This window comes from Serratia sp. DFXYC6, assembly GCF_057196085.1.
Genome location: NZ_JBXUNV010000001.1, coordinates 2,194,833 through 2,221,143, shown reverse-complemented (window position 1 = coordinate 2,221,143; position 26,311 = coordinate 2,194,833). Strand labels below are relative to the sequence as shown.

Annotated in this window: 27 protein-coding genes and 1 tRNA gene; 12 read left to right on the top strand and 16 right to left on the bottom strand. The window is 56.6% G+C overall.

The features are described from left to right. From AC2CGQ_RS10990 to rmf, 5 genes are all read left to right on the top strand, one after another. Window positions 1-1,905, top strand: coding sequence for an ABC transporter ATP-binding protein (locus AC2CGQ_RS10990; protein WP_484593666.1), 1,905 nt, complete (start codon window positions 1-3; stop codon window positions 1,903-1,905). 73 nt (window positions 1,906-1,978) lie between these two features. After that, on the top strand, window positions 1,979-3,295 hold the full coding sequence (gene pqiA, locus AC2CGQ_RS10985; protein WP_015377352.1) for a membrane integrity-associated transporter subunit PqiA: 1,317 nt from the start codon (window positions 1,979-1,981) through the stop codon (window positions 3,293-3,295). Continuing rightward, the gene (gene pqiB / locus AC2CGQ_RS10980) at window positions 3,282-4,928 is read left to right on the top strand and encodes an intermembrane transport protein PqiB (protein ID WP_075684389.1); all 1,647 of its coding nucleotides are present in this window, start codon (window positions 3,282-3,284) and stop codon (window positions 4,926-4,928) included. The genes pqiA and pqiB overlap by 14 nt, the downstream gene beginning before the upstream one ends. Then, window positions 4,925-5,485: a membrane integrity-associated transporter subunit PqiC gene (gene pqiC, locus AC2CGQ_RS10975; RefSeq protein WP_015377354.1), complete on the top strand. Its 561-nt coding sequence runs from the start codon at window positions 4,925-4,927 to the stop codon at window positions 5,483-5,485. The genes pqiB and pqiC overlap by 4 nt, the downstream gene beginning before the upstream one ends. Before the next feature lie 270 nt (window positions 5,486-5,755). After that, entirely contained in the window at window positions 5,756-5,926 is a 171-nt protein-coding gene (gene rmf / locus AC2CGQ_RS10970; protein ID WP_004928150.1) for a ribosome modulation factor, read from the top strand. A gap of 63 nt (window positions 5,927-5,989) precedes the next feature. Here the strand turns inward: rmf and fabF are convergent, their stop codons facing one another. The 4 genes from fabF to AC2CGQ_RS10950 all read right to left on the bottom strand — a co-directional run bounded on the left by fabF (window position 5,990) and on the right by AC2CGQ_RS10950 (window position 10,452). Continuing rightward, entirely contained in the window at window positions 5,990-7,267 is a 1,278-nt protein-coding gene (fabF, locus tag AC2CGQ_RS10965; RefSeq protein WP_414160300.1) for a beta-ketoacyl-ACP synthase II, read from the bottom strand. Next, window positions 7,264-7,791 (bottom strand): winged helix-turn-helix transcriptional regulator, encoded by a 528-nt coding sequence (locus AC2CGQ_RS10960; protein WP_031300129.1) that lies wholly within the window; start codon window positions 7,789-7,791, stop codon window positions 7,264-7,266. Before AC2CGQ_RS10960 ends, fabF begins: the two co-directional genes overlap by 4 nt. A 325-nt stretch (window positions 7,792-8,116) precedes the next feature. Continuing rightward, a complete protein-coding gene (gene fabA / locus AC2CGQ_RS10955; RefSeq protein ID WP_004928144.1) occupies window positions 8,117-8,635 on the bottom strand; it encodes a bifunctional 3-hydroxydecanoyl-ACP dehydratase/trans-2-decenoyl-ACP isomerase in 519 nt (172 codons plus the stop codon). Window positions 8,636-8,703: 68 nt separating this feature from the next. Beyond that, window positions 8,704-10,452 (bottom strand): AAA family ATPase, encoded by a 1,749-nt coding sequence (locus AC2CGQ_RS10950; protein WP_088381441.1) that lies wholly within the window; start codon window positions 10,450-10,452, stop codon window positions 8,704-8,706. A gap of 210 nt (window positions 10,453-10,662) precedes the next feature. On the opposite strand from AC2CGQ_RS10950, the gene matP reads away from it, so the two are divergent. Then, the gene (gene matP, locus AC2CGQ_RS10945; RefSeq protein WP_004928138.1) at window positions 10,663-11,121 is read left to right on the top strand and encodes a macrodomain Ter protein MatP; all 459 of its coding nucleotides are present in this window, start codon (window positions 10,663-10,665) and stop codon (window positions 11,119-11,121) included. A gap of 102 nt (window positions 11,122-11,223) precedes the next feature. On the opposite strand, the gene ompA is transcribed toward matP, so the two are convergent. Both ompA and sulA read right to left on the bottom strand, forming a co-directional pair. Then, complete coding sequence (gene ompA, locus AC2CGQ_RS10940) at window positions 11,224-12,303, bottom strand: porin OmpA (RefSeq protein ID WP_015377358.1); 1,080 nt, start codon at window positions 12,301-12,303, stop codon at window positions 11,224-11,226. 356 nt (window positions 12,304-12,659) lie between these two features. Further along, window positions 12,660-13,166: an SOS-induced cell division inhibitor SulA gene (gene sulA, locus AC2CGQ_RS10935; protein ID WP_015377359.1), complete on the bottom strand. Its 507-nt coding sequence runs from the start codon at window positions 13,164-13,166 to the stop codon at window positions 12,660-12,662. A 229-nt stretch (window positions 13,167-13,395) separates the two neighbouring features. Here sulA and AC2CGQ_RS10930 point away from each other — a divergent pair, with 229 nt between their 5' ends. After that, window positions 13,396-14,052 carry a TfoX/Sxy family DNA transformation protein gene (locus AC2CGQ_RS10930; protein ID WP_049239718.1) on the top strand — a complete coding sequence of 219 codons (657 nt, stop codon included), beginning with the start codon at window positions 13,396-13,398 and terminating at the stop codon, window positions 14,050-14,052. A 4-nt stretch (window positions 14,053-14,056) separates the two neighbouring features. Here AC2CGQ_RS10930 and yccS read toward each other — a convergent pair whose 3' ends face one another. Both yccS and AC2CGQ_RS10920 read right to left on the bottom strand, forming a co-directional pair. After that, window positions 14,057-16,192 carry a YccS family putative transporter gene (gene yccS, locus AC2CGQ_RS10925; RefSeq protein ID WP_015377361.1) on the bottom strand — a complete coding sequence of 712 codons (2,136 nt, stop codon included), beginning with the start codon at window positions 16,190-16,192 and terminating at the stop codon, window positions 14,057-14,059. 26 nt (window positions 16,193-16,218) lie between these two features. Continuing rightward, entirely contained in the window at window positions 16,219-16,671 is a 453-nt protein-coding gene (locus AC2CGQ_RS10920; protein ID WP_004928120.1) for a YccF domain-containing protein, read from the bottom strand. Between the two features lie 166 nt (window positions 16,672-16,837). Between AC2CGQ_RS10920 and helD the strand changes: the two genes are divergently transcribed. After that, complete coding sequence (helD, locus tag AC2CGQ_RS10915) at window positions 16,838-18,892, top strand: DNA helicase IV (RefSeq protein ID WP_484593665.1); 2,055 nt, start codon at window positions 16,838-16,840, stop codon at window positions 18,890-18,892. Between the two features lie 32 nt (window positions 18,893-18,924). On the opposite strand, the gene AC2CGQ_RS10910 is transcribed toward helD, so the two are convergent. Both AC2CGQ_RS10910 and AC2CGQ_RS10905 read right to left on the bottom strand, forming a co-directional pair. Further along, on the bottom strand, window positions 18,925-19,383 hold the full coding sequence (locus AC2CGQ_RS10910; protein WP_015377363.1) for a methylglyoxal synthase: 459 nt from the start codon (window positions 19,381-19,383) through the stop codon (window positions 18,925-18,927). Window positions 19,384-19,507: 124 nt separating this feature from the next. Then, a complete protein-coding gene (locus AC2CGQ_RS10905; RefSeq protein ID WP_004928109.1) occupies window positions 19,508-20,173 on the bottom strand; it encodes a DUF2057 family protein in 666 nt (221 codons plus the stop codon). A 256-nt stretch (window positions 20,174-20,429) separates the two neighbouring features. On the opposite strand from AC2CGQ_RS10905, the gene AC2CGQ_RS10900 reads away from it, so the two are divergent. Further along, on the top strand, window positions 20,430-20,843 hold the full coding sequence (locus AC2CGQ_RS10900) for a CoA-binding protein (protein ID WP_015377364.1): 414 nt from the start codon (window positions 20,430-20,432) through the stop codon (window positions 20,841-20,843). Between the two features lie 60 nt (window positions 20,844-20,903). Here AC2CGQ_RS10900 and hspQ read toward each other — a convergent pair whose 3' ends face one another. Continuing rightward, window positions 20,904-21,221, bottom strand: coding sequence for a heat shock protein HspQ (hspQ, locus tag AC2CGQ_RS10895; protein WP_004928104.1), 318 nt, complete (start codon window positions 21,219-21,221; stop codon window positions 20,904-20,906). Window positions 21,222-21,281: 60 nt separating this feature from the next. Continuing rightward, on the bottom strand, window positions 21,282-22,472 hold the full coding sequence (gene rlmI, locus AC2CGQ_RS10890) for a 23S rRNA (cytosine(1962)-C(5))-methyltransferase RlmI (protein WP_088381445.1): 1,191 nt from the start codon (window positions 22,470-22,472) through the stop codon (window positions 21,282-21,284). Window positions 22,473-22,565: 93 nt separating this feature from the next. Between rlmI and yccX the strand changes: the two genes are divergently transcribed. After that, on the top strand, window positions 22,566-22,844 hold the full coding sequence (yccX, locus tag AC2CGQ_RS10885) for an acylphosphatase (RefSeq protein ID WP_004928098.1): 279 nt from the start codon (window positions 22,566-22,568) through the stop codon (window positions 22,842-22,844). A 34-nt stretch (window positions 22,845-22,878) separates the two neighbouring features. On the opposite strand, the gene tusE is transcribed toward yccX, so the two are convergent. Continuing rightward, entirely contained in the window at window positions 22,879-23,208 is a 330-nt protein-coding gene (tusE, locus tag AC2CGQ_RS10880; protein WP_004928095.1) for a sulfurtransferase TusE, read from the bottom strand. A 111-nt stretch (window positions 23,209-23,319) separates the two neighbouring features. Next, entirely contained in the window at window positions 23,320-23,979 is a 660-nt protein-coding gene (yccA, locus tag AC2CGQ_RS10875) for an FtsH protease modulator YccA (RefSeq protein WP_004928091.1), read from the bottom strand. Between the two features lie 225 nt (window positions 23,980-24,204). Between yccA and AC2CGQ_RS10870 the strand changes: the two genes are divergently transcribed. Together AC2CGQ_RS10870 and AC2CGQ_RS10865 are read left to right on the top strand one after the other, a co-directional pair. Next, window positions 24,205-24,292 (top strand) — tRNA-Ser (locus tag AC2CGQ_RS10870). Window positions 24,293-24,520: 228 nt separating this feature from the next. Beyond that, window positions 24,521-24,736 (top strand): hypothetical protein, encoded by a 216-nt coding sequence (locus AC2CGQ_RS10865; protein ID WP_016928277.1) that lies wholly within the window; start codon window positions 24,521-24,523, stop codon window positions 24,734-24,736. A 96-nt stretch (window positions 24,737-24,832) separates the two neighbouring features. Here the strand turns inward: AC2CGQ_RS10865 and AC2CGQ_RS10860 are convergent, their stop codons facing one another. Both AC2CGQ_RS10860 and AC2CGQ_RS10855 read right to left on the bottom strand, forming a co-directional pair. After that, window positions 24,833-25,315 carry a hypothetical protein gene (locus AC2CGQ_RS10860; RefSeq protein ID WP_015377367.1) on the bottom strand — a complete coding sequence of 161 codons (483 nt, stop codon included), beginning with the start codon at window positions 25,313-25,315 and terminating at the stop codon, window positions 24,833-24,835. Then, a complete protein-coding gene (locus tag AC2CGQ_RS10855) occupies window positions 25,316-26,113 on the bottom strand; it encodes a winged helix-turn-helix domain-containing protein (RefSeq protein ID WP_484593664.1) in 798 nt (265 codons plus the stop codon). Window positions 26,114-26,311: the final 198 nt, after the last annotated feature.

Genomic DNA, 26,311 nt, shown 5'->3' with positions numbered 1-26,311 from the left:
ATGTCGTTAATCAGCATGTCCGGCGCCTGGCTCTCTTTCAGCGATGCGCCACTGTTAGACAACACCGAAATTCATATTGAAGACAACGAGCGCGTGTGTCTGGTCGGGCGCAACGGCGCCGGCAAATCCACGCTGCTGAAGATCCTCGGCAAAGAGATCCCGCTGGACGACGGCCGGGTGATCTACGAACAGGATCTGATCGTGGCGCGTCTGCAACAGGATCCGCCGCGCAATATCGGCGGCAGCGTGTTCGACTTCGTGGCGGAAGGCGTTGCGGAGCAGGCGGAACACCTGAAGGCCTATCACGCGATCTCCCACCTGGTGGAAAGCGACCCGAGCGAGAAAAACCTGGCGCGCATGGCGCAAATCATGGAGATCCTCGATCACCAGGGGCTGTGGCAGCTCGACAGCCGCATCAGCGAAGTGCTGCTGCAGCTGGGGCTGAACGGCGACGCCGAGCTTTCCTCACTGTCCGGCGGCTGGCTGCGTAAAGCGGCGCTGGGCCGCGCGCTGGTGAGCTCGCCGCGCGTGTTGTTGCTCGACGAACCGACCAACCACCTGGATATCGAAACCATCGACTGGCTGGAAGGTTTCCTGAAAGAGTTCGACGGCAGCATCGTCTTCATCTCGCACGACCGTTCGTTTATCCGCAACATGGCGACGCGCATCGTCGATCTGGATCGCGGCAAGCTGGTTTCCTGGCCGGGCAACTACGATCTGTATCTGCAGAGCAAAGAAGAAGCGCTGCGGGTGGAAGAGCTGCAAAACGCCGAGTTCGACCGCAAGCTGGCGCAGGAAGAGGTCTGGATCCGTCAGGGCATCAAGGCGCGCCGCACCCGCAATGAAGGCCGCGTGCGCGCGCTGAAGGCGCTGCGCGTCGAGCGCTCGCAGCGCCGCGAAGTGATGGGCACCGCCAAGATGCAGGTGGAAGAGGCGACCCGCTCCGGCAAAATCGTGTTCGAGCTGGAAGACGTCAATTATCAGGTTGGCGAAAAGGTGCTGGTGCGCGGTTTCTCCGCCCAGGTGCAGCGCGGCGACAAGATTGCGCTGGTGGGGCCGAACGGCTGCGGCAAAACCACGCTGCTGAAACTGATGCTCGGTCAGCTGAAAGCCGACAGCGGCCGCGTGCACTGCGGCACCAAGCTGGAAGTGGCCTATTTCGACCAGCACCGCGCCGATCTCGATCCTGAGCGCACGGTGATGGACAACCTGGCGGAAGGCAAGCAGGAAGTGATGGTCAACGGCCGTCCTCGCCACGTATTGGGCTATCTGCAGGACTTCCTGTTCCACCCTAAACGCGCGATGACGCCGGTGAAGGCGCTGTCGGGCGGTGAGCGTAACCGCTTGCTGTTGGCTAAGCTGTTTCTGAAACCGAGCAATCTGTTGATCCTCGATGAACCAACCAACGATCTCGACGTCGAAACGCTGGAGCTGCTGGAAGAGCTGATCGACGGCTATCAGGGCACCGTGCTGCTGGTCAGCCACGATCGTCAGTTCGTTGACAACTCGGTGACCGAGTGCTGGATCTTCGAAGGCAACGGCGTGATCAATGCCTTCGTCGGCGGTTACTACGATGCGCATCATCAGCGCGCGACGGCGAAACCGATTCGTCAGGCGGCGCCGAGCGCGAGCAAACCGGCGGCGGAGAAAAAGGCCGAACAGCCGAAGAAAACGGCGGCCAAGCTGAGTTACAACCTGCTGCGTGAGCTGGAACAGTTGCCGCAGCGGCTCGAACAGCTAGAAGCGGAAATCGGAGCGCTGCAGGCGCAGATGAGCGACGCCGACTTCTTCACGCGGCCGCATAGCGAAACGCAAGAAGTGCTGACAGCGCTGGCTGATGCCGAGCAAGCGCTGGAACAGGCTTTCGCCCGTTGGGAAGAGCTGGAAGCGATGAAAAACGGCTGACCGTTGCGATGCCGCCCGCGCGCTGCTGCGGGCGGCATCGACGTGCCGGTGAGCGACGTTATTTAGGAGGAATATGGTGTGTTCCCACAACAATCATCAGCAGCATAGTCATTCCGCACCCTCGGCGGCGCAGCAGGATAACCTGATGCTGTGTCCGCAGTGCGACATGCTGGTGGCGCTGCCGCCGCTGGCCTATGGCAGCAAAGCGGTATGCCCGCGCTGCAAAACCACGCTCAGCGCCCGCTGGGACGAGCCGCGCAAGCGGCCGATCGGTTACGCGCTCAGCGCCTTGTTCATGCTGGTGCTGGCCAACATTTTCCCGTTTATCAACATGCGCGTCGCCGGCCTCGGCAACGAAATCCGGCTGATCCAAATCCCGGAAGTGATGGTGGCGGAAGACTACGCCAGCATGGCCACCTTGTTTATGGTGTTCGTGCAGCTGATCCCGGCGTTTTGCATGGTGGCGATTATCCTGCTGTGCGCCAGAGTGCGCTTGCCGCTGGGGCTCAAAGAGTGGATGGCTCGGGTGCTGTTCCAGTTCAAGACCTGGTGCATGGTGGAAATTTTCCTTGCCGGGGTGCTGGTCAGCTTCGTCAAGCTGATGGCCTACGGCGATATCGGCATCGGCAGTAGCTTCGTGCCTTACTGCCTGTTCTGCCTGCTGCAGGTGCGCGCCTTCCAGTGCGTGGATCGGCGCTGGCTGTGGCAGGATATCGAACCGGCGCCGCGACTGCATCGCCCGCTGACGGTGGGGCGCACCGGCATGCGCCAGGGCGTGCGCTCCTGCGCGTGCTGCACGGCGATCCTGCCGGCCGATCAGGTGCGCTGTCCGCGCTGTCACACCAAGGGCTACGTGCGGCGTCGTCACAGCCTGCAGTGGACGCTGGCGCTGCTGGTGACCTCTGTCATGCTGTATATTCCGGCCAACCTGATGCCGATCATGGTGACCGAGGCGCTGGGCAACAAGATGAACTCCACCATCATGGCGGGGGTGATCCTGCTGTGGGGGGACGGCTCTTATCCGGTGGCGATGGTGATTTTCATCGCCAGTATCATGGTGCCGTCGCTGAAAATGTTGGCGATCGGCTGGCTGTGCTGGGATGCGAACGGCAGGAAGAAACCGCGCGCCGACAGCGAGCGTATGCATCTGATTTATGAAGTGGTCGAATTCGTTGGCCGTTGGTCAATGATCGACGTCTTTGTGATCGCCGTGTTGTCGGCGTTGGTGCGAATGGGGCAGTTGATGAGCATTTATCCCGCGACGGGCGCCGTGCTGTTCGCGCTGGTGGTGATCCTCACCATGTTCGCCGCCATGACATTTGATCCCCGGCTGACCTGGGATCGCGCAAGTGAAACAATCAACAAGGAGCCGCAAGGTGACGGAAAATAATCATAGCGTCGCAGACGTTGAGAAGATCAAACGCTGGTCGCCGGTGTGGATCATTCCCATCGTGACCGCGCTGATCGGCGCCTGGATCCTGTTTTACCACTTCAGCCATCAGGGGCCGGTGGTGACGCTGGTGACCACGACGGCGGAAGGGCTGGAAGCGGGTAAAACCAAAATCAAAAGCCGCAGCGTTGACGTCGGGGTGGTGGAAACCGTCACGTTGAGCGATGACCTGAGCAAGGTGATGGTGCAGGCTCGCCTCAATTCCGGCATGGAAAAATTGCTGCGCCAGGATTCCGCCTTCTGGGTGGTGAAGCCGCAGATCGGCCGTGAAGGCGTCTCCGGGCTGGGCACGCTGCTCTCCGGCGCCTATATCGAACTGCAGCCGGGCAACAAAGGCAAAGACGGCAAAGACAACTATCAGCTGCTCGATGCGCCGCCGCTGGCTTCCCCGGATGCCAAAGGGTTGCGCATCGTGCTGGACAGCGAGAAATCAGGCCAGCTCAACGCCGGCGATCCGGTGCTGTTCCGCGGTTATCGCGTCGGGTCGGTGGAAACCAGCTACTTCGATCCTAAAGAACGCGCCATGCGCTATCAGCTGTTCATCACCGCGCCTTACGATCAGTTGGTCACCACCAACGTGCGCTTCTGGAAAGACAGCGGCGTGGCGTTCGATATGTCGGCGCAGGGCATGCGGGTGGAGATGGGCTCGTTGACCACGCTGTTCAGCGGCGGGGTCAGTTTTGACGTGCCGGACGGCTGGGATCGCGGCGATCAGGCGAAAGAGAAGGCGGAATATCAGCTGTTCGACAACCAGCGCAGCACGCAGGATTCGCTGTATACCGTGCATAAGGATTACCTGCTGTTCTTCTCCGACTCGGTACGCGGCCTGCAGCCGGGCGCGCCGGTCGAGTTCCGCGGCATCCGTCTGGGTACGGTGGCGCAGGTGCCGTTCTATAAAGACGGCATGGCGCAGCGTCTGGATAACGATTACCGCATTCCAGTGCTGATCCGCATCGAGCCGGATCGCTTCCAGAAACAGCTGGGCGGCAACTTCGATATTGAAGGGCACCTGAAAGATGCGGAATCTCGCGGCATGCGCGCCTCGATGAAGTCCGCCAACCTGCTGACCGGTTCGCTGTACATCGATCTCGACTTCTATCCGCAGGAAAAACCGTGGAAAGGGCCGCGCGAGCTGTTCGGTTATCCGCTGATGCCGACCACCAGCGGCGGTCTGGCGCAGATCCAGCAGAAACTGATGCAGACGCTGGATAAGATCAACTCAATGCCGATCAATCCGATGATCAACGAAGCGACCAAGACGCTGGCGGAGAGTCAGAAAACCATGAAGTCGACGCAGCAGACCATGAAGTCGCTGAACGACATCATCGCCAGCAAAGAGATGCAGGCGCTGCCGCAGGACATGCAGAAAACGCTGTTGGAACTGAACCGCAGCATGAAAGGGTTCCAGCCTGGTTCACCGGCTTACAACAAGATGGTGGGCGATATGCAGCGCCTCGACCAGGTGTTGCGTGAGCTGCAACCGGTGCTGCGCACCCTGAATGAGAAGAGCAACGCGCTGGTGTTTGAAGCCGCCGGCAGCAATGACCCTCAGCCGAAGAAGGCCACGAAATGATGAAATGGATCCCGGTAGCCCTAGCGCTGTTGCTCAGCGCCTGCAGCAGTTCACCACAAAAGACTTACTATCAGTTGCCGGCGCTGGGTGCGCCTGCTGCGGCCAGCAGCAGCGGCGCTTCCACGCGCCAGCTGTGGCTGGAACACGTGAGCGTGGCGGATTATCTGGCGCAGAGCGGCGTGGTGTATCAGACCAACGACGTACAGTATGTGATAGCCCAGAACAACCTGTGGGCCAGCCCGCTCGACCAGCAGTTGCAGCAAACGCTGGTCACCAACCTGAGCAGCGCGCTGCCGGGGTGGGTGGTCTCTTCGCAGCCGATGAGCAGCGATCAGGATGTGCTGAACGTGACCATCAGCGGCTTTCACGGTCGCTTTGACGGGAAAGCGATCATTCGCGGCGAGTGGGTGCTGAACCGCCAGGGGCGTTTGATCAAAAGGCCTTTCAACCTGGAGCTGAAACAGGGTGAAGACGGCTATGATGCCCTGGTGCGCACTCTGGCGCAGGGGTGGCAGCAGGAAGCCCAGGCTATCGCAGCACAGATGGGCGGCATTTAGTCATAATTTGGTCTAAAATCGTCTAATCCCTGTCGGCGTGAAAATCCGTTTTTTCTCGCTGGCAGGGATTTCTATTTCATTTCAAACAGTTAACCCCTTTCCCAGCAGATCAGCCACTTAGCACTTTCCTCGGGCGTAGCTCACAAATATGACATTGGCGTGAATTTTGCGCATTGATCTTCTCTTCTTTTAGCGCTATTGATTACTCGTGGCTGCGCAAAAAGCAGCCATTGTTTTCTTTCCACCAGACCAAAATGAGGGAAACGAGGCATGAAGAGACAGAAACGCGATCGTCTGGAAAGGGCGCATTCGAGAGGGTATCAGGCAGGTATTTTAGGGCGTTCCAGGGAACATTGTCCCTACCAATCATCGGTGGACGCCCGGTCTCAATGGCTGGGAGGTTGGCGAGAAGCCATGGAAGACAGGGCTGTGACCGCTTAAGCGGCTCCCTGTCAAATAAAAGGAATAACCTCCGCCCTTGGCGGAGGTTTTTGTTTGTGCCGTTTACTCGTCCTGCCAGCGTTTCAGTAGAATACTCGCATTCACGCCGCCAAAGCCGAAGCCGTTCGATAAGGCGTAGGTTATGTTCATCGATTCAGCCCGTTTCGCGACCAGGTGTAAACCTGCCGCCGCCGGATCGGGATTGTCCAGATTCAGCGTCGCGGGGGCGATCTGATCGCGCAGCGCCAAGGCGGTAAAGATGGTTTCCAGCCCCCCGGCGGCGCCGAGCAGGTGCCCGGTGGCGGATTTTGTCGAGGTTACCGCGACGCTTCCTGTCGTGCCAAACAGGTGTTTGATGGCATTGATTTCGCCCAGATCCCCTACGGGTGTCGACGTCGCGTGTGCGTTTAAATGCTGAACCTCTTCTGGGGCGATGTTCGCCTGCCTCAACGCGATTTTCATCGCCCGATAAGCACCGTTGCCGTCTTCGGCACCGGAGGTCATGTGGTAGGCGTCGGCGCTGGTGCCATAACCGACGATTTCCGCGAGCGGGGTGGCGCCGCGCGCCAGCGCGTGTTCCAGCGTTTCAATCACCAGCATGCCGGCACCTTCCCCCATGACAAATCCGTCCCGTGCACTGTCGAAAGGCCGGGAAGCCTGCCTTGCCAACTCGGCCGGTGCGGTGGACATGGCGCGCGCGGCGGCGAACCCGCCCAGGCTGACGGTATCTATAGCGGCTTCGGTGCCGCCGCACACGGCGATATCGGCTTCATCATTGCGGATCATACGCACTGCGTCGCCAATGGCTTGCACGCCGGCGGCACAGGCGGTGACCGGCGCGCCAATCGGCCCCTTGAAGTGGTGTTTGATTGAAACGTGGCCGGCCGCCAGATTGACCAGGAATGAGGGGATGGTGAACGGCGACAGCCGCTTGGCGCCGCGGCTGTCGGTGGTGCGCACCGCCTGGGCAATCGCCGGGAAGCCGCCAATGCCCGAGGCGATGACGGTGGCGGTGCGCTCTTGTTTTTCGTCCGTATCGGCTATCCAGCCGGCCTGACGAACGGCTTCATCCGCCGCCGCCATGGCAAACAGGATAAAGCGATCCATTTTCTTTTGGTCCTTGGGGGCGACGGCAGCGTCGGGGTTGAAGCCCGCTTCAGCATCCTGCGCCAGCGCCGGAACCTGACCTCCGACCTTGACCGGTAAATCTGCAACGATCTCGTCAGGCAACGCTCGAATGCCGGACTCTCCTTTTAACAAACGTTGCCAGATGGCTTCAACACCGCACCCTAGCGGTGAAACGGCGCCCATGCCGGTAATGACGATACGACGATTGCTCATGATGGCTCCTTGGTAAATTCGGGTAAATCGGCGAGGCGCCGTTGCCGCATCAGTGCGGCGCGTTGATGTATGCCTTCATTTGCCGCAGGCCCTGGTGCCAACGTAATAAACTGCGGCGGCACCTGCTGTTGGGTATCGACATTGACCAATTGGACCTGGATCGGCCGATCGGTGCGGCCGTCGACTAACAAGGCGCTGATGTCACCATCGATCAAATGGCGATTGCCCCATTCTGAAAGAGCCGCCAGCACGGGGAGAAAATCGTTGCCGCGTTCGGTGAGCAGATACTGATAGCGAACCGGCCGCGTTTGATAACGTTGCTTATGCAGAATGCCGTGGGCTACCAAATCCTTCAGTCGCCGGGCCAGGAGAGTCGGTGACATCCCCAGACTTTGTTGGAATTCGTCGAATTTGGATAACCCCTGAAAGGCATCACGCAGGATCAGAATGCTCCACCATTCTCCGACACGATCTAATGAACGTGCGACGGGGCAAGGTGCATCGCTAAAGCGGGTTTTTTGCATATCGGCCCTTAGTTGGTACATTTATTGTAGTTACATGGGTGGCTATACTAGGTGATTTTAAGGGGCAAGAAAATAACCGGATGCAAAAAACGCTATCGTGTCGATAGCTGGCTGTGGGAGGGGGGCGCTCAAACTGGCCTGTGGCTTTGACCGTTTCGGGCAGGAAAAGGGTAGAGACAGGAGGGATAAGTCGGTTCGGTAACGGGCGATTAAAGGAGGTAGGTAGTCTTTAAACGGTAAGAGAAAGAAATGCCATCACGCTGGGCGTGATGGCATGCGAAGAGCATTAGCAAAGAAGACGATGGCCGCCCTCTCGTCTGCGTGATTAGAACGCTGTGGTATCCTTGAACAGACCCACTTTCAGATCGGTGGCGGTATAGATCACTTCGCCGTCAACCAGCACTTCGCCATCGGCGACGCCCATGATCAGCTTACGGGTGATGACGCGTTTGAAGTTAATACGGTAGGTCACTTTTTTCGCGGTTGGCAGCACCTGGCCGGTAAACTTGACTTCACCAACGCCCAGCGCGCGGCCTTTGCCTTCGCCACCCAGCCAACCGAGGTAGAAACCAACCAACTGCCACATCGCATCCAGGCCCAGACAGCCTGGCATGACCGGATCGCCGATAAAGTGGCAACCGAAGAACCATAGGTCCGGATTAATATCCAGCTCCGCTTCCACATAACCTTTGTTGTGAGTCCCGCCGTCTTCGGTCATCTTGACCACGCGGTCCATCATCAACATGTTACCTGCCGGCAACGGTGGGCCACCGGCGCCGAACAGCTCGCCACGGCCGGATGCTTCGAGGTCTTCTTTCGTATAGGAATCGCGTTTATCTACCATGTTCTCAGTAAGCCTTATTTTAATGAAGGACGCAGGTTAGCTAACACGTGTACGCTGAACAAGTCCGATCAGCCGTGGTTGAACCAGTTGAGCCAGCGCAGCGGCCAAGGACGACGGCGTTCCTGCAGGCTCACCTGCGCAATCCGTTCCTGAATGGCCGCCAACAAATTCGGCTGTTGTTCGTCAGAGTAGAGGCAACCTGTGAGCAAAGGCAAGGCTTCCGCCGCGCTCTCTACCGCCCACAGATGGAACTGCCCCTCGCGCACCGCGTCGACGATATCTTGACGCAGACACAGATGGCGCACGTTGGTCACGGGCAATACGACACCCTGTTTGCCCGTCAGGCCGCGGCGTACACAAACCTCGAAGAAACCTTCGATCTTTTCGTTAACGCCACCTATCGGCTGTACGTTGCCGAATTGGTCGACGGAGCCAGTGACGGCGATCTGCTGGGTGATCGGTTGCTGTGACAGGGCGCTGACCAATGCGCATAGCTCAGCCAGCGAGGCGCTGTCACCGTCCACTTCACCATAAGATTGCTCAAAGACGATGGAAGCGGAGAAGGGCAGCTGCTGATCAAGATCCAGTTCGGCGATCAGAAACGCCTGCATGATCATCATGCCTTTAGCGTGCAGGTTGCCGCCCAGTTCGGCTTTGCGCTCGACGTCGGTGAACTCGCCGTCGCCGAGATGCACAACGCAACTGATCCGTGACGGTTCGCCAAAGCTGCGTGGATGACCGGGATAATCCAGGACAGACAGACCGTTGATCTGTCCGACCACTTCACCCTCGGTCTCAATCAGGATCTGACCCAACTCAATCTCATCCTGCATACGCTCGGCCAGATAGCTTTCGCGCCATTCTCGGGCATTTAACGCCGCCTCGAACGCTTTGGCCGTAATGAGATCTTCTTCGGCATACAGTGCGGCTTCGGATAGCTGCTGGCCAAGCCAAACCGGCGAGAGTGGTAGAATGCCCTGATCGCCACTGTAACGCACAGCCTGGACGATCAGCGGCGGCCAGGCGTCGTTCGCCAGCATCGGCAATTGCTGGTCGGCAATCACGCCGTTGACGTAACCGCACCACTGCGTCATATCATCAACTTCAGTCAGCTGCAGATCGTCTTCGAATTCACCGTAGATCGCTTGTTCACTCAGTTCCGGCTCGATATCGTGAAAATCGGCCAGGCCGTGACGATCGCCGACTACAATCAGCCGCAGATCCAGCGGCATCGGTGGAATGGCTACCGGCAGCGGGCGGGTTTCGTCTGGCGAAACCCAGTGGAACTGGCGCTGGCCGATCATTTGCTTCAGCCGCAGCCACAGCAACGGCTGAGCAAGCAGCGCCCGCGCCGACAGAATCAGAATGCCGCCGTTGGCCTGGTGCACCAGACCCGGCTGCAGGGTAATGTCGCCATTGTGGATCCGTACGCAGCCAAACAGCTGTTCCGGTTCAATCCACTCCTGGAACAGACAAGCGCCGCCGGCGGCAAAAGGTTCATCGCCACGGCTGGCTGGCTCGACGCTGACCTTGCCATCCTGAATGACATAGTGGCTGCCGCGGCATGCCGTATTTTTCGGCAGCAGTGGTTTGACGGCGTGAGCGATCAGTTCCAGATACTCTCGCGTTTCTTGCGCTTTCAACAGCATGAAACGCGGTGGCGATTGGGGGTGGCAAAATAGCGTCAGGGCATTTTCCAGCCGAGGCTGAATGGCGGAAAAGGGCACGGGTGCCAACTGAGCGGCGGTATCAAATATCGCCTGATAAGGCGTTACGTCCGGCAATAAAGATTGCCATTCAAGTCGGTTATTGGTCAAAGTGTTAGATGCAATCGTTAAAAAGGGAAAGGGCGATTATACAAGAATAACGGCGGCTTGATACATGTGGAGTGCCAGTTGGCATCAGGGAGTTTGACATCGCGCGGTGACTGTGCAAAAAACAGTCTAAAAGACGGTTTAATTGCCGGGGAAATTCGGCGCAAAGCTGTTATGCTTATTTGAAGTTACGCGGTCACTGAAGAGCTCAAGATGAAATATCAGCAACTGGAAAATCTGGAGAGCGGTTGGAAATGGAAGTACCTGGTGAAAAAGCATCGGGAAGGGGAACTCATTACCCGCTACATTGAAAACAGCGCTGCTCAGGAGGCGGTTAACGAGCTGCTGAAGCTGGAAAATGAGCCGGTAAAGGTACTTGCATGGATTGCCGCTCATATGAATCCGGAACTGGATAACCGGATGAAACAAACGATCCGCGCCCGCCGCAAACGTCATTTTAACGCAGAACACCAGCATACGCGTAAAAAATCTATCGATCTGGAGTTTTTGGTTTGGCAACGATTGGCTGCCCTGGCGCGCCGCCGTGGCGTTACGCTGTCGGAAACCGTCGTGCAGCTTATCGAAGACGCTGAACGCAAAGAAAAGTATGCGAACCAGATGTCGTCGTTGAAAGAAGACTTGAAGGCGATTCTTGGCAAAGATCCCAAGTAAGCGCGTGAGAACGCCCCTATGGCGCCAGGCATTGAATGTTCTGGCAACAAGAGGACGAAAAAAAACCCCGCATTGGCGGGGTTTTTTATTAGGCGAGTAAACTTAGCCCTGAGGCTGAGTTACAACGTCTTTGATACCTTTAACTTCGATCTCTACGCGACGATCTGGTGCCAGGCAAGCGATCTGAGCTTTGGTAGCGCGGCCAGATTTGTAGCCACAGGTGTTGCCTGTAACTGCATCTGCTTCACCCATACCACGTGCAGAGATTTTGTCTGACGGGATGCCTTTGGAGACCAGGTAGTCAACAACGCTCTGTGCGCGTTGTTCAGACAGTTTCTGGTTGTACTGGTCAGAACCAACGGCGTCGGTGTAACCCAGAACAACTACGGAGCCGTCTTTAGGATCCATGGAGCTCAGCTGGGTGTACAGCTGATCCAGAGCCTGCTGGCCTTCTGCTTTCAGAGTAGATTTGTTGAAGTTGAACAGCACGTCAGACTTCAGAGTGAAACGCTTGGTTTCAACAACTGGAGCTGGAGCCGGAGCTGGTGCTGGAGCAACTACGTCATCCTGACCGAAGCGGTAAGAAACGCCCAGGCTCAGCATAGTGTTGTCTGGACGTGCGCCAACGGTACCTGCGTCACCGATGTTGCTTACGAACTGGTAATCCAGGCGGGTAGCCCAGTTTTTGGTCAGTGCGTATTCAACACCAACAGCAGCCAGCGGAGAAACGCCGGTGTCGTGGTCGCTCAGACGCTGACCAGTACGGCCGTAGTTAGCTTTGGAGTCTGCACGCCATACCATACCACCCAGACGAGTGTAGATGTCCAGATCGTCAGCAATTGGGTAGCTCAGTTTAGCGGCCAGTTGAACGCCCTGCGCTTTGAAAGCACCGTTGTTCACGCTGCCTTTGTAAGGCATGCGGCCGAGCCAGTCATAGCCCAGCTCGAAGCCCAGGTATTGGTTTGCCTGGTAGCCCAGGAACGCGCCGGCACCCAGCTGATCTTTGTGGGTTGGGCCGTTGCCGATACCGTTCTGGTAACCGTTACCGTAGAAACCAGTGTCGTGGTACTGGGACCAGCCCAGTTTAGCACCGGTGTACCAGGTGTTATCTTTTGGAGCGGCTTGCGCTACGGTAGCGAAACCTGCCAGTGCCACTGCTAATGCGATAGCTGTCTTTTTCATTTTGCGCCTCGTTATCATCCAAATAGGCAATGAGCTTTAAAGCTGTTTAAGCCCTTGGTTAAATTCCTTCGCCAAGGTTTAAGCCCTCGTTTGTTACTCGCCAGTTTTTCTGACGTTATAGAGCAACCTTGGCGATGTAAAGTCTACAACGTGGCGCGAAAGTTACAAGTGTGATGTGATAAGGCTCTAAAAAAAAACGCGGAATCGTACATATTTGCTAACATTCTTAGCCTAAAAAAGCGGCGATTCATCGAGCGTTTTTGCCTGCCAAACCGCAGCCGGACTCGCTTTTTGCCTTCCCCCACAAAGGTTCCGCTTAGGGGGTGCGAAAATGATGGGAAAAATCCTAAATTTACTTAATGATACAAAGAAGAGTGAATTTTTAGGGTAGAACAGTGTCCGTGAGTCGGGCTAATGTCACGTTGAGGGCGCATGATAAACCCATAGGCATTACCCAATTCTGCCGCACGTCTTAATTTTAGACGATCCTCCTCCGTTAGCTCGGGCAACCAGCCGAGAACCACGCTGTAATTTCCCGTTTGCAGCGCTTTTTCCATCGCCTCGACCGTATTCACCGGGCTGATCTGGCTCAGTTGCACCATTTTATCTACAGGCAGACCGGATTGCTGCAGCCATTGCTTGCTTAATTTTTGCTGCGGCGTCAGCCACAGAAGCCAGCGAGACTGTTTGCCCAATTGCAGCAGCAGGGGCAACAGTAATTGAGCCACTGCGGGCTGGCGCTCGTTGTAAACAAGTTCACTGATCAAGCCATTCTCTTTGCCGATATCCGTGTTCTTCGCAACATTGCGCGTTGTATAAGAGCCATGGCCGAAATGAGGTTGGTAGAGTGATTGAGTACGCATAAAGTTCCCGCCCGTCGTGTTACTGTATGTTTATACAGTATCCCTGATTTAGGATAAGATCAACCCAAATTTTCGTAGCGGCTCGCATAATTGCGATCATTTTTTGTACTGGCGGTTTTTGTGATTGGCAGGCGGGCGGATAGTGCGTATTTTTCTAATTAGTTGTTCACGTTACTTTTTTCATTGATGAGAGAAATAATACGGCCAGAACCTAAAAAGGAGGAACGCTATGAAAAGGATGTCGACGAGAAGGATCGCGCAGGCTAAAAATTGCTTTGCGGCGCTGGGCGCCATCACAACACGATCACAGTTTGGCGGCTATGGGCTGCTGGCTGAAGGGATAATGTTTGCGGTAGTAGCGGAAGGGGAATTGTACTTGCGGGCTACGGCGAGCATGGAACCGGCCTTTCGCGCCCGGGGCATGGTCAATATGGTCTATTCCAAGCGCGGTGTGCCCATCACCTTGCGCTATTACTGGGTTGACGAGTCGCTGTGGCGGGAACGCAACGAGCTGGTAGGGTTGGCCTGGCAGGCCATCAGGGAAGCGCGCCGAGAGCAGCGGCTCAAGGCCGGCGATCACGGCAGATTGAAGGCGTTGCCAAATATAGATGTCAACATGGAGCGCTTGCTATGGCGAGCGGGTATTCGCAATGCCTATGACCTGCGGCTGCATGGCGCCAAACGTAGCTATCTTCGCCTGCTGCAACAGCAGACCAATCTGGGGTTGCGCGTGCTGCTGTCGCTGGGCGGCGCGATAGCCGGCTATCATCAGGCGGCATTGCCGACCGAATTGCGCAACGAACTGGTGCGCTGGTTCGATCATACGATGGCTATGCGCCGCCATGGGCATGAGCCAGTAGTTCAGGGCCCATCGAGCGGGCCCTGAATAATTAGGTTGCCTTATTGATTTGGGTATGGAGTGCGGTGAGTTCCGGCAGCAGCTCGAGCATTAGCCCCACCTGCTGCAAAACCAACTGTTCTTTGCTTTCAGGTTCCGGAACGGCTGTGCGAATGCGCTCCGCCAGCTGTTCCAGCGCTTGCGCAATGCGCTGGCTGTTCCGTTCTTCTTGATGTAAGGCGCCGTCCACGTAACACACGGCATCATTGAGCAGATCGAGTGTGGCAGGGGTATTCAACCGCTCGCGGTGCGCCCCCAACGCCGAGATATAACTCAGGAGAGTGTGGTTCAGGCAGAGCAGACGGAAGGCGGCTTCTTGCAACGCCTTGTCGGCCTTGGGATCGGCGGACATGTTGGAGATGACCGAAGCCAGTTCAGCATCGCTGTTGTGGGCATCTCGCCGCGCGATGCGGTAAGCGAGCCCGTTATCCTTACCCTGATGATATTGCACCAGAATGGCGTCCAGATAGCGACAGTTGGCATTCAGCGTTTTATCCACTATCGCCGGCAGTTGGCGGAACTTCCAGTCCGGCCAGATAAAGCTGACCGCCGCCCAGGCGATGGCGCAACCCAACAAGGTATCGTAAACGCGCGGGGCTGCTACTTCGAAACCTTCACCCAACAGGTTAAAGCACAGCAACACAAGCAGCGTAATGAACATCGTTGCATGGGCATACTGCACGGTGCGAAAAGCGAAGAACAGGACACCGGTGATGACGATCAACACCAGTTGTCCTTCCACGGAAGGCACGAAATAGAGGATTGGCAGGCCGATCAGGATACCGGCCAGAGTGCCGATGATGCGCAGCGCCAGGCGCCGGCGGGTTGCGTTGTAGTTCGGTTGGCAGACGAACAGGCTGGTCAACAGGATCCAGTAACCGTGTTGCATGCCGGTGAACTGGATGAAGGCGTAACCCACGCACAGCACTACCGACATGCGGATCGCATGGCGGAACAGGGCCGACTGCGGCGTCAAATGGCGGCTGATGCGCAGTCGGATGTCGCTCCAGCCGGTTAAGCGATCGTCGGCCAGGCTGTTCTCTTCCGCCTGCCCGCTGGCCAGCGTCTGCTCTGACTCGATATTGGCCAGCTGCGCATCGATCGCATGCAGGTTTTTCAGCAGGTGCGCCAGCGCTTTGGTTTGCTCTGAATTGCCCTGGGTTTCGGTTATGCGTGCCAAGGCCTCCTGAATGCGGCTGAAGGCTGGCTCAAAACGCGGGTTGTGCTGGTATTTTTGCCGCAGCAGGATCGATTGTGCCAGCTGGCGGCAGGCGCGCGCCTGCATGCTCAGCAAACGCTGGAAGCGGAATAAAATATCGCTGTGACGGAATTGCCGGCTGAGCGCGTGGTACTGAACATGGGAAGAGCTGGCGCGTTCGTGGATATCCTGCGCGACAAAATAGTAGTGCAAGGTGCGGCGGGTGCCGCGTTGGCCGCGATCGCCTTTCAGGCGCGTCAGCAGCGAGGCTTTGGTCTGGTTCAGCAACGCGACCAACGCGCTGTTGGCCATCGCGACATCCATCCATGGCAGGTCGGCGTCGCGTTCGGCGTCGGGATCGAACAGGTTGGCCTTGGCATCCAGATAGTTGGCCAGCTGCTCGTAGCAGCGTGCCAGGTTCTCTTGCAGCGGCCGGATAGGGAACAGCAGGTGGCCCGCCAGCGTCAGCAGGTTATACCACAGCGCGCCGATCACCAGCAGCAGCGGTTGCTGATACCAGGCATCGTACATGGCGGTGCCGAGCATGGTGTAAACCGCGATCAGCAGCGCGCCGAAGGCGATGGTGGCGTAACGTTGCCCTAAGGCGCCCAGCAGGATAAAACCGCAGGTTGAGGTGGTTAAGCCAAGGGCGAACAACCAGGGATAGGGAAACAGCAGTTCGATTGAAGCGGAGGCGACAAAGAAGCACACCAACGTGATCAGCAGGTTGCGTAACCTGCCGGCCAGGCGGTCGTCCAAATCGGTCAGTGCCGCTGCCACCACGCCCAGCGTCAGCGGGATAGTCAGCTTGGGAATGCCCAGCCACCAGGGAACGGCGGTGGTGCCGATCAGCGCAATAAGAATGCGCAGGTGGTACAGCAGATTGCTGTTGTAGGTATAACGACGTACTGCGGGTGCAAAAGAGAGCACAAAAAACTCCTCAAACGGAGAAAAAATTAACGCTGATGATAGTGGCGGCGAGCATTCTCAATACGCGCTTGCTGAGCCATTTCTACCGAGACGACGCGGCGCCCCACCGGCCACAGCGCGATGGCGGCTATTTTGAAATTGGCGATACCGACCGGAATGCCGATGATTGAAACGCATTGCACGATACCGGCGGCGATGTGTGACAGGCACAGCCACCAGCCGAACAGCACCAGCCAGATAATGTTGAGCAGTGAGCCGCCGGCGGAGAGCAGCGCATTGCTTTTCTCCGGGTACAGTTCATCGACATGTATCGCCTCGTTGCCGAACGGCACCAGTGACAGCTTGGTGATTTCCCAGCAGGAGCGAGTGAGCGGCAGCGTGATGACCAGTAGCACGCTGAACACTGTCGCAATGAGCCAGCCTAGCGTGGTGAAGAAACCGCCCAACACAAAATTAAGAATATTCAGTACAGTACGCATAGACGTCATTCTGCTCTAATGATAGCCAAACCGCGATGCGGGCGTATTCACGATAAAAACGCAAAATCTATTCTACCCTTTTTTTAGCGCTAGAGTGCCACTGCTTATCGCAGGTAAACTGGCAGATATCCGTTATTTACTCTCAACATAGTCATGGCGCGACGATATGGAACTTAAAGCGACATCGCTGGGGAAACACCTGGCTCAGCACCCTTATAACCGCGTGCGGTTGCTGCACGCCGGCGTTGAGGTGAGCGGGGAAAAACATGAATACCTGATCCCCTTCAATCAACTGATTCAGGTCAGGTGCAAGCGCGGCATCGTCTGGGGCGAGCTGGAATTTGAATTGCCGGACGAAAAAGTGGTGCGGCTGCACGGTACCGAATGGCAGGAAACGCAGCGTTTTTATCACTATCTGCAGCAGGCGTGGCAGCACTGGAGCGCCGAAATGAGTGAGGTCAGCGCCGGCGTGCTGCAACAGCAGGTGGCGCAGATTCAGCGCATTGAGCAGCAAGATAAATGGTTCAAAAAGTCTGAGCTGGGCAAGCTGCAGCAGCAAATTCGTGAGGCTTTCTCCGCGCTGCCGATGCCGGTAGCGCGCCTGGATGAATTCGATAACTGCCGGGCCGATTACCATCTGTGTCTGCAATGGCTGCAGCAGGGGCAACGCAGCGTTGAACAACGCAACCGGCAGTGGACCGATCGCATGCTGGAGCAACATCACGACTTCTTCCAGACCGTCGAGAGCTCGCCGCTCAACGACGCCCAGAGCCGGGCGGTGGTCAATGGCGAGGATTCCGTGCTGGTGTTGGCCGGCGCCGGCAGCGGCAAAACGTCGGTGCTGGTGGCGCGCGCCGGCTGGCTGCTGCGCCGTCAGGAGGCGGAGCCGGGGCAAATCTTGCTGTTGGCGTTCGGCCGCCAGGCCGCCGGCGAGATGAACGACCGCATCAAAGAACGTTTGGGCGATGTCGGCATTCAGGCCAAGACCTTCCATGCCTTGGCGCTGCAAATCATTCAACAAGGCAGCCGCAAAGCGCCGGCCATCAGCAGGTTGGAAACCGATGCCAACGCGCGCAAAGCGCTGCTGATTACCCATTGGCGCCAACAGTGCGCGGAGAAGAAAGCCCAGGCCAAGGGGTGGCGTCAATGGTTGACCGAAGAGCTGGAATGGGAAGTGCCGGAAGGCGACTTCTGGCAGGATAAACGCCTCGCGGATCGGCTGGCGGGCCGGCTCGAGCGATGGCTGGGGTTGATGCGCATGCACGGCGGCAGCCAGGCGGAAATGATCGAGCAGGCGGATGAAGAAATCCGCGATCTGTTTTCGAAACGCATCCGGCTGATGGCGCCGCTGCTGAAAGCCTGGAAAAGCGCCTTGAAAGAGGAAGGGGCGGTGGACTTCTCCGGCCTGATCCATCAGGCAGTCAACATTCTCGACAAGGGGCGCTTCGTCAGCCCATGGAAACATATTCTGGTCGACGAATTTCAGGATATCTCACCGCAGCGTGCGTTATTGCTGGCGGCATTGCGCCGACAGAACAAGCAGACCTGCCTGTTTGCGGTGGGGGATGACTGGCAGGCGATTTATCGCTTCAGTGGCGCAGAGTTGACGTTAACCACGGCTTTTGCCACCCACTTCGGCGAAGGGGCGCAGTGCGCGCTGGACACGACTTATCGCTTCAACGAACGTATCGGCGAGGTGGCCAACCGGTTCGTGCAGCAGAATCCGCACCAGCTGAAAAAACCGCTCAACAGCCTGAGCAAGGGCAATAAAAAGTCGGTGGCGATCCTGCCGCACGAGCAGTTGGAACCCTTACTGGACAAGCTGAGCGGCTACGCCAAGCCAGATGAACGCATCCTGGTGCTGGCGCGTTACCACCATCTGAAACCGGAAGCGTTGGCGAAAGCGGCCACCCGCTGGCCTAAACTGAATCTGGAGTTTATGACCATCCACGCCAGCAAGGGGCAGCAGGCGGAATACGTCATCATTGCCGGTTTGCATGAGGGGCGTGACGGTTTCCCCGCCGTGGCGCGCGAGTCGGTGTTGGAAGAGGTGCTACTGCCGCGGCCGGAGGATTTCCCGGATGCCGAAGAACGCCGTCTGCTGTATGTCGCGTTAACTCGCGCTAAACATCAGGTATGGCTGTTGCAGGATCGTGAGCACCCTTCGGTATTCGTTGAACACCTGCAGGTTCTTGGCGTACCGGTGCAGAAAAAACCGTAAGCTCGGGCCTGGCGGCAGCCAGGCCGTGAGGACTACTTCAGGCGGTCTTGCAGGTAGCGCTGATAGTCGGGGATAGCGATCTCCACCTCGCTTTTGAACAGCGGAGAGTCGATCAGAAAGTCCGCGGTCGAGCGGTTGGTGGCCACCGGAATATTCCATACGGTCGCCAGCCGTAGCAGCGCCTTCACGTCCGGATCGTGCGGCACCGCGTTCAACGGATCCCAGAAGAAGATCAGCATGTCTATCTTGCCTTCCGCAATCAGTGCGCCAACCTGCTGATCGCCGCCCATCGGCCCACTCAGCATGCTGGTGACGGGAATGCCGCTGGCGCGCTGTATCAGGTTGCCGGTCGTACCGGTGGCGTACAGCTGATGCTGCGCCAGAATAGTCTTGTGGCTTTCTACCCACTCCAACAGGGCCTGTTTGCGGTGATCGTGCGCCACCAGCGCAATGTGTTTGCGCGCGGCGATAGTGCGGGTAGTCAATTCCATCTCGGTGTCCTTCGCTAATCAGGGGGATGTGCGACAGATTACTGAAACTGTTTTTCACTGCCTAGCGTTTGCGCTTGAAAATGCGAAGAAAAGGCGCCTTTGCGGGGAAAGACGCCGGGAGGGATCAGCGAATCGGTTGTTTATTGGCCCAGCGCAGGAAGCGCTTCTGTGTTTCCTTGTCGGCCTGTTGGAACCAGTATTGCAACATCTGTTCCGACACGTTTTCACCTTTCAACGTCACCGTCGGGGCATTCAGCGGTGCGCCGGCCAACGCGGGGGTTGAGGGATTGCCTGCGTTCGCCTGCACAAAGGTCGGAACGGAGGCTGGGCGGTTCTGGCGGTTGTAATCGGTCATCACCTTTTCCAAATCGGTATTGAAGGTGACGCTGTCGGGATGCAGCGCATCATGCCGGAATGGCAAGGCGTTGCCGTCTTTATCGACCACCAGATAATTTAACGTTCTGTCAAAGCGTTGCGCATCACGATCGTTCTCGATGCGCGGCAGTTCGATCGCCACTTGGCTGATCTTTTGCGTATTGAAGCTGGCAACCAGCGGCAGGGAGGTATAGGCCTGTGTATGCTGGCCAGAACGTACGGTTTTGGTCACTTTAAACAGCAACTGGTGCTGCCCGCCATCCAGTTCAAGGCTGTCGGCACCTTTTAACAACGAACCTGTCATTTTCTTGCCGTCGACCACCAGCAGGTCGATGTCCGGGGAGAGTTTCAGGGTCGTAGCCGCGGCAGGCATACTGATGCTGAGCAACGCCGCAACCACCAGACCAAATTTCATCATTATCTCCTTATAAAGTGACGTAGCTCTAAGTGTTGAACACGGCATAGGTTGTGTCAAAATTTTTCAATCGGGTATTTTGTTTACATTTTTACATATTTTATCGCGATTAGACACGACCGTGCGCAGCTGAACCGCGACAGCCTCTGACCATAAGATTGCGGTGAAGTTTCCTTCGCATTAGCGTTTAACCGAGCGAATGCCGATCGGTTACACTCGAAATGGAAAGTGACGCAGTGATAAACGGGAGTTGAAGATGCAAGATCAAGAGATTGTTGAGCTGTTGCAGCAGGTGAAAACCATCGCGCTGGTCGGCGCCAGCGATAACCCGTCGCGGCCCAGTTATGGTGTGATGGCATATCTGTTGGCACAAGGGTATCAGGTGATCCCGGTCAGCCCAAAACTGGCGGGGCAGACGCTGCTGGGGCAGCAGGTTTACCCTACGCTGGCCGCTATCCCACAGCCGGTGGATATGGTTGACGTGTTTCGCAATTCGGAGGCGGCTTACGGCGTGGCGCAAGAGGCGATAGCGATCGGCGCCAAGGCGCTGTGGTTGCAGATAGGGGTGATCAACGATCAGGCGGCAGCGCTGGCGCAACAGGCTGGGCTGCGCGTGGTGATGGATCGCTGCCCAAAAATAGAAATCCCGCGTTTAGGGCTGGAGCGCTAAATAAAAAAAGGGCCTGGCGCGATGCCGGGCCCTCTCGGGGTTTCTCAGGTCTTGGCGCGGTCAATTGCGCAAACGTGGCGCCTGTAACTGGTGACGGATGGATTCCGCCAGTTCATCCAGCGATGGTTGCTCGGGGTGCGCCTCCTGGGGCTCACCATCCAGCTGCGCTTCCGCCAGATAGGTGTGCACCGGTTGGCCTTCCTCGTCTTCCATCACCACGTGGTACCAAGGGGCGGAACGCAGTTCGTCGTTCGCCGCTATCTCGTCAGCTTTGGGTTGTTCTAAAGAGTATTCCGGGTCGATATCGATAACGACCCCCAAATACCCCAGCAGTTTATGCCTAACCTGTTGTCCGATACCGAATTTGCTGGCAATCATGATGACCTCCTGAGAAACAATGCCTTGCTCATATATGGGGGCAAGGCAGCGCATTTCAAGTTACATCACCCGACAAGCGAAGCCTTTCAGATACAGCCCCTCAGGATACGTGGCGATCACCGGGTGATCGGCAGCCTGGCGGAACTGCTCTATAAATTGTACATCACGTCCGGCATCTACAGCGGCATCGGCCAAAATTTTCTGGAACAGGTCGGTCGGCATCAGGCCGGAGCAGGAGAAGCTGAGCAGAATGCCGCCTGGATTCAGCAACTGCAGCGCCAGCATGTTGATGTCTTTGTAACCGCGGCAGGCGCTGGCCAGCTGATTCTTGTTCTCGACGAACTTAGGCGGATCCATGATGATCAGATCGAATTTTTCGCCTTGAGCGCGGTAGTTGCGCAGCAGCTGGAACACGTCATCGCGAACGAACTCCGCCTTGTTCAGATCAAGCTTGTTGAGTTCGACGTTCTGTTTGGCGATGTCCAGCGCCGCCTGCGAGGTATCCACGCTGATCACCTGCGCGCAGCCGCCCATCAGAGCGGAAACGGCGAAGGCGCCTGTGTAGGAGAAGCAGTTCAGCACTCGGCGGCCGGCAGAGTAGTTCCGCGCCGCCAGGCGGCTGTCGCGTTGGTCGAGGTAGAAACCGGTCTTGTGCCCTTGCTGAATGTCCACCAGCAGCTTCATGCCGTGCTCGGTAATAGGCAGGAGTTCCGGCGGCAGATCGCCCAGCACCGGACCCTGCGCCAGCGGCAGGCCTTCTTTTTTACGCACCGCAACGTCGGAGCGATCGTAAATCGAACATTCCGGGTAGCAATGCTGCAGGGCGGAAAGCAGGGCCGGGCGCTGGTATTCGGCACCGGCGGACAGCAGCTGCAGCACCAGGAAATTCTGGAAGCGATCGATAGTGATGCCCGGCAGGCCGTCGGACTCGCCGGCGATCAGGCGGTATCCGTCCAGACCGTCACGCTGCGCGACCCAGTCGCGCCAGCTTTGCGCTTGCTGCAGGCGGCGAATGAAGAAATCGATGTTAATCTCTTCATCCTGCTGGAAAGTCCAGACGCGTGCGCGGATCTGCGACTCGGGCGAATAGGCGCCGCGCCCCAGCCACTTGCCCTGGCTGTCGAGGATATCGATGGTTTCACCGGAGAGGGCTTTACCCTCAACGCGTTGAACGGCGCCGGAGAACACCCAAGGGTGGCGACGGAGTAAGGACTTTTCACGTCCTTTGGCGAGAAACAGGCGTACGGTCATAATTAATAATGCTGCCAGCTAGGATAGAAAGAGTGACACGGCGGTGCAAAGGCACGGCAATGCCATAATGAAAACTGAATTAAGGGGGCGATTATGACACAAGTTTGCATTGCTGCGTATGTGTATGGCGTGGTGCAGGGGGTAGGGTTCCGCTATTCCACTCAGCGGCAGGCCGAGGCGTTGGGGGTGACCGGCTATGCGCGCAATCTCGATGACGGCAGCGTTCAGGTGGTGGCCTGCGGCACACAGGCGCAGGTGGATAAGCTGGTGGAGTGGTTGAAACAGGGCGGCCCGCGCAGCGCGCGCGTTGAACGCGTGCTGGTGGAACCGCAGGGGGTGGCCGATTACGCCGGGTTTGGCATTCGCTATTAAATGCTCGCCTGCAGCGGCGCTGCGGGCGGCGCGGTCAGATGCATTTCACCGGTTTCGGCAAGCCGGCGATTTTGGTGGCTTGTTTGGCCGGCCCTTTCGGGAACAGGCGATACAGATAGCGGCTGTTGCCTTTTTCTTCGCCGTATTTCTGCGCCATGGCTTTGACCAGCATGCGAATAGCCGGCGACGTATTGAATTCCTGATAGAAGTCGCGCACGAAGCGCACCACTTCCCAGTGTGCTTCGGTGAGCACGATCTCTTCCTGCGCGGCCAGCAGCGGCGCCAGGCCCTCATGCCAGTCGGCGCTGTTTTTCAAATAGCCCTGCGCGTCAGTGTCGATAACCTGACCTTCAAACTCCAACATACTGCCTCGATAACGGATAATTCGGAACGGCCGCCAGTTTAGCAAATTTTTTCGGCCGCAAAAAACAAAGCCCCGCCGGAGCGGGGCCTGGAAGACATGCGTAACGCGCGATCAGTTGCTGCGGGCGAAGCCCAGAATGCTCAACAGGCTGATGAACATGTTGTAGAGCGACACGTACAGGCTAACGGTGGCGCGAATGTAGTTGGTCTCGCCGCCGTGAATGATGTTGCTGGTTTCCCACAGGATCGCGCCGGCGGAGAACAGGATGAACAGCGCGCTGATAGCCAGGTGCAGAGCAGGGATCTGCAGGAACAGGTTGGCGATCACCGCCACCAGCAGCACCACAAAACCGGCCATCATCATGCCGGACAGGAACGACATGTCTTTACGAGTGGTCAGCACATACGCCGAGCAGCAGAAGAACACCGCGGCGGTGCCGCCCAGCGCCAGCATGATCAGATCGCCCGCGCCCGCGTTCAGGAACGAACTGAGGATCGGGCCGAGGGCGTATCCCATGAAACCGGTCAGCGCGAAAGCCGCCAGAATGCCCGCCGGGCTGTTGGCCAGTTTATGGGTCAGGAACATCAGGCCGTAGAAACCGACCAGCATCAGCAGCAAGCCTGGTGCAGGCAGACCCAACATTGTACTGGCGGTCGCGGTCAGGGCTGAGAAAGCCAGGGTCAGGGATAACAGGAAATAGGTGTTGCGCAGGACTTTATGCGTGCTGAGCAGCGAGTCGCGCGAAGAAGATGAGACGACAATGCGGTCCATAATGCTCTCTCTTATCAGGCCATCACAAAATAATCCCGATGATAGGCAGCGCAAGGGCTTGATTAAAGTTTGTTTACCAATCTTTACCCTTAGTTATCATTATGGCAACAGCGGGGTGGGTGTTCGTTTGATCGCCGTTTGCTTTGCCTGCGGCGATTTTTCGCGCGGTTGAACGCGTTCGGGCTTTACAAGCGAATAAGGTCTGTTTATAGTGCGCGTCGTTGCGGAGGGGTGGCCGAGTGGCTGAAGGCAACGGTCTTGAAAACCGTCGACGGGAAACCGTTCCAGAGTTCGAATCTCTGCTCCTCCGCCATACATTCTGACCCCGTGCTCTCTGAGCACGGGGTTTTTTGCTTTTGCGTGCGGATAAACCGGGGCGCTTTTGCAGGAAACGCGATCGGCTATTGATAAGGGCCATGCGTCGGTGAGATTATGCACCTATCAAGGCCGGCCGCTCGGCTGCCTGCTGTTGCCAGGCGTTACCGGTGCGACAAGCAACGCCGCCTTATCAATTTCGTTTAATGCTCTTATGGAGACAGAGATGAACTGGTATCAAGTCGCCTTATGGACCATGATCTTTTTGAAGTCCGGCGCTTTCCTGGTGTTCGTATGGTGGTGGATGTTCAAACGCGCGACCAAACCTTATGTCCGCCCGCAAGACGTCGTGGTGGACGATACGCCGTACGATGAGAACCTCACCATGGAAGAGGTGATGAAAAACCATGGCATCGTCCGCACGGATATGTCGGTAAAATAGTCTTCCCGCCTCCCCAACCGTTATCTGGGGCGTGTTTGCCAAGAGCGCGCCCCCTTGTGTTTCTTCGCTGTCTCTTTATGGCATTCTGCTTTCACGTTAACGGCATAACGTGACCGGGAAAAGCACGCCATGAACGATGTACGCATCCTGTCGCACTTTACGCATCGAAAAAACGCCGTTCTTAATGCCGAGAGAGATCATGGGGATTTCTTTGGTCAGCTCATCCGGCGCGTTATCGTCGGGGGCTTTGCTGATTTCTCGGTGGGTGGTCATGTAAAACCCGTGATCCAACCTCTTTATATCAAAGTTTATTTTTCTATCCAGGCTGTAGGTTTTTCCTCCCACGGTAATGTCCCCACGTTGAACGATCATGGCGCGATGCTCGTCATAGATGAATAAACTGCCCGTCACTTTTAGTTCCAGGTCATCGCCTGAAGCTAATCGTTTTTTTGTGATCGTATCGGCTTGGCAATTCATATGTACAGGTGCGTCGGGTGTGAAAACGCGAAGCAGGACAATGAAGAGAATCACTGCCAAAAATCCGATAATCAGTATTTTTGGGTTGCGCAATGCGGCCATTTATTTTCCATTGAGAATTTTGTAGGTAACACACTGGGTATATCGACCTTGCGAGCCGAGATAGCATACACCGAGGAAGGTGTTATAAATCAACGTATGTTTTTCGGAGGAAAAATAGATATCCGCCTTACTGGCTAGACAATCCACACCGCTGCCTTCTAATGCCTGGTTGACCATGCGCTTTTCCAGTTCGTCATCAATATGTTTATCTGCATCCAGAGAATATAAGGTGCAATTTTCTTTTTTTCCTAACGCAACTAAATTCTCCCGAGGTTGATCAGCAGGTTCGATAGGATAAAGCGTCGCTACGATCAACAGAGGAATAAATACGCAGCAGACAGTGGCAACAGCGCTAACCTTTACCTTTTTCTGCGGCGGCACCAGGTGTGGTTCGGCAACAGGTGCCAGGGGCGAAAGCGGCTCTGAAGCATAAGAAGGCGGCGTTTCGCTGACGGTTACCTGCGGTGGCGGATAAATTTCAATCATAGCGGTGAAACAAAACCCGACTTTCGCCAGGGTTTTTATTGGGGAGGTCTCTCTACCCAGAAGCTTGAATGCTTTCCTTATTTCACTGACGGCTACATTTAGACTGGTCGATGAGCCTGAAAAACCATACTCTTCCCATACCTTTTTTATCAACATCTCACGTTTCAATGGGATATTGGGGTGAGTCAGCATTTCAATTAACAGGCGTGAAGCCGGGTTGGATATCCGTATCGATGACTCATCATTATCAATGAGTTGGAGACGACACGCGTTTGCGTCATAGATCACGCAGAGGTCGATAATATATTTCATGTATTCAGGTTTTTATAATGATATAGGCTTCCAGTTCGCGGCTAGTATTTAGTGAAACTTCGGGTAGGTCAAGGTTCTGGGCGGAAAACATAAATAATCAAGGACGTTTTTTTATTTTCTCGGCGAACGGAAAACGCAGTCCTTTGCCGTTTTTTATGTCATTTTTGGAGTTAAATTCTAAAAAAATTAGTTTTTACA

Bases quoted from the DNA above. Each gene is read 5' to 3' on its own strand.
- AC2CGQ_RS10930 (WP_049239718.1), top strand. From the start codon at position 13,396: ATGAAAAGGATGTCGACGAGAAGGATCGCGCAGGCTAAAAATTGCTTT.
- AC2CGQ_RS10860 (WP_015377367.1), bottom strand. From the start codon at position 25,315: ATGGCCGCATTGCGCAACCCAAAAATACTGATTATCGGATTTTTGGCA.
- AC2CGQ_RS10920 (WP_004928120.1), bottom strand. From the start codon at position 16,671: ATGCGTACTGTACTGAATATTCTTAATTTTGTGTTGGGCGGTTTCTTC.
- pqiC (WP_015377354.1), top strand. From the start codon at position 4,925: ATGATGAAATGGATCCCGGTAGCCCTAGCGCTGTTGCTCAGCGCCTGC.
- pqiA (WP_015377352.1), top strand. From the start codon at position 1,979: ATGGTGTGTTCCCACAACAATCATCAGCAGCATAGTCATTCCGCACCC.
- AC2CGQ_RS10910 (WP_015377363.1), bottom strand. From the start codon at position 19,383: ATGGAATTGACTACCCGCACTATCGCCGCGCGCAAACACATTGCGCTG.
- helD (WP_484593665.1), top strand. From the start codon at position 16,838: ATGGAACTTAAAGCGACATCGCTGGGGAAACACCTGGCTCAGCACCCT.
- rmf (WP_004928150.1), top strand. From the start codon at position 5,756: ATGAAGAGACAGAAACGCGATCGTCTGGAAAGGGCGCATTCGAGAGGG.
- AC2CGQ_RS10855 (WP_484593664.1), bottom strand. From the start codon at position 26,113: ATGAAATATATTATCGACCTCTGCGTGATCTATGACGCAAACGCGTGT.
- AC2CGQ_RS10960 (WP_031300129.1), bottom strand. From the start codon at position 7,791: ATGCAAAAAACCCGCTTTAGCGATGCACCTTGCCCCGTCGCACGTTCA.
- yccX (WP_004928098.1), top strand. From the start codon at position 22,566: ATGACACAAGTTTGCATTGCTGCGTATGTGTATGGCGTGGTGCAGGGG.
- sulA (WP_015377359.1), bottom strand. From the start codon at position 13,166: ATGCGTACTCAATCACTCTACCAACCTCATTTCGGCCATGGCTCTTAT.
- fabF (WP_414160300.1), bottom strand. From the start codon at position 7,267: ATGAGCAATCGTCGTATCGTCATTACCGGCATGGGCGCCGTTTCACCG.
- matP (WP_004928138.1), top strand. From the start codon at position 10,663: ATGAAATATCAGCAACTGGAAAATCTGGAGAGCGGTTGGAAATGGAAG.
- AC2CGQ_RS10990 (WP_484593666.1), top strand. From the start codon at position 1: ATGTCGTTAATCAGCATGTCCGGCGCCTGGCTCTCTTTCAGCGATGCG.
- AC2CGQ_RS10905 (WP_004928109.1), bottom strand. From the start codon at position 20,173: ATGAAATTTGGTCTGGTGGTTGCGGCGTTGCTCAGCATCAGTATGCCT.
- AC2CGQ_RS10900 (WP_015377364.1), top strand. From the start codon at position 20,430: ATGCAAGATCAAGAGATTGTTGAGCTGTTGCAGCAGGTGAAAACCATC.
- tusE (WP_004928095.1), bottom strand. From the start codon at position 23,208: ATGTTGGAGTTTGAAGGTCAGGTTATCGACACTGACGCGCAGGGCTAT.
- hspQ (WP_004928104.1), bottom strand. From the start codon at position 21,221: ATGATTGCCAGCAAATTCGGTATCGGACAACAGGTTAGGCATAAACTG.
- AC2CGQ_RS10865 (WP_016928277.1), top strand. From the start codon at position 24,521: ATGAACTGGTATCAAGTCGCCTTATGGACCATGATCTTTTTGAAGTCC.
- yccA (WP_004928091.1), bottom strand. From the start codon at position 23,979: ATGGACCGCATTGTCGTCTCATCTTCTTCGCGCGACTCGCTGCTCAGC.
- ompA (WP_015377358.1), bottom strand. From the start codon at position 12,303: ATGAAAAAGACAGCTATCGCATTAGCAGTGGCACTGGCAGGTTTCGCT.
- rlmI (WP_088381445.1), bottom strand. From the start codon at position 22,472: ATGACCGTACGCCTGTTTCTCGCCAAAGGACGTGAAAAGTCCTTACTC.
- fabA (WP_004928144.1), bottom strand. From the start codon at position 8,635: ATGGTAGATAAACGCGATTCCTATACGAAAGAAGACCTCGAAGCATCC.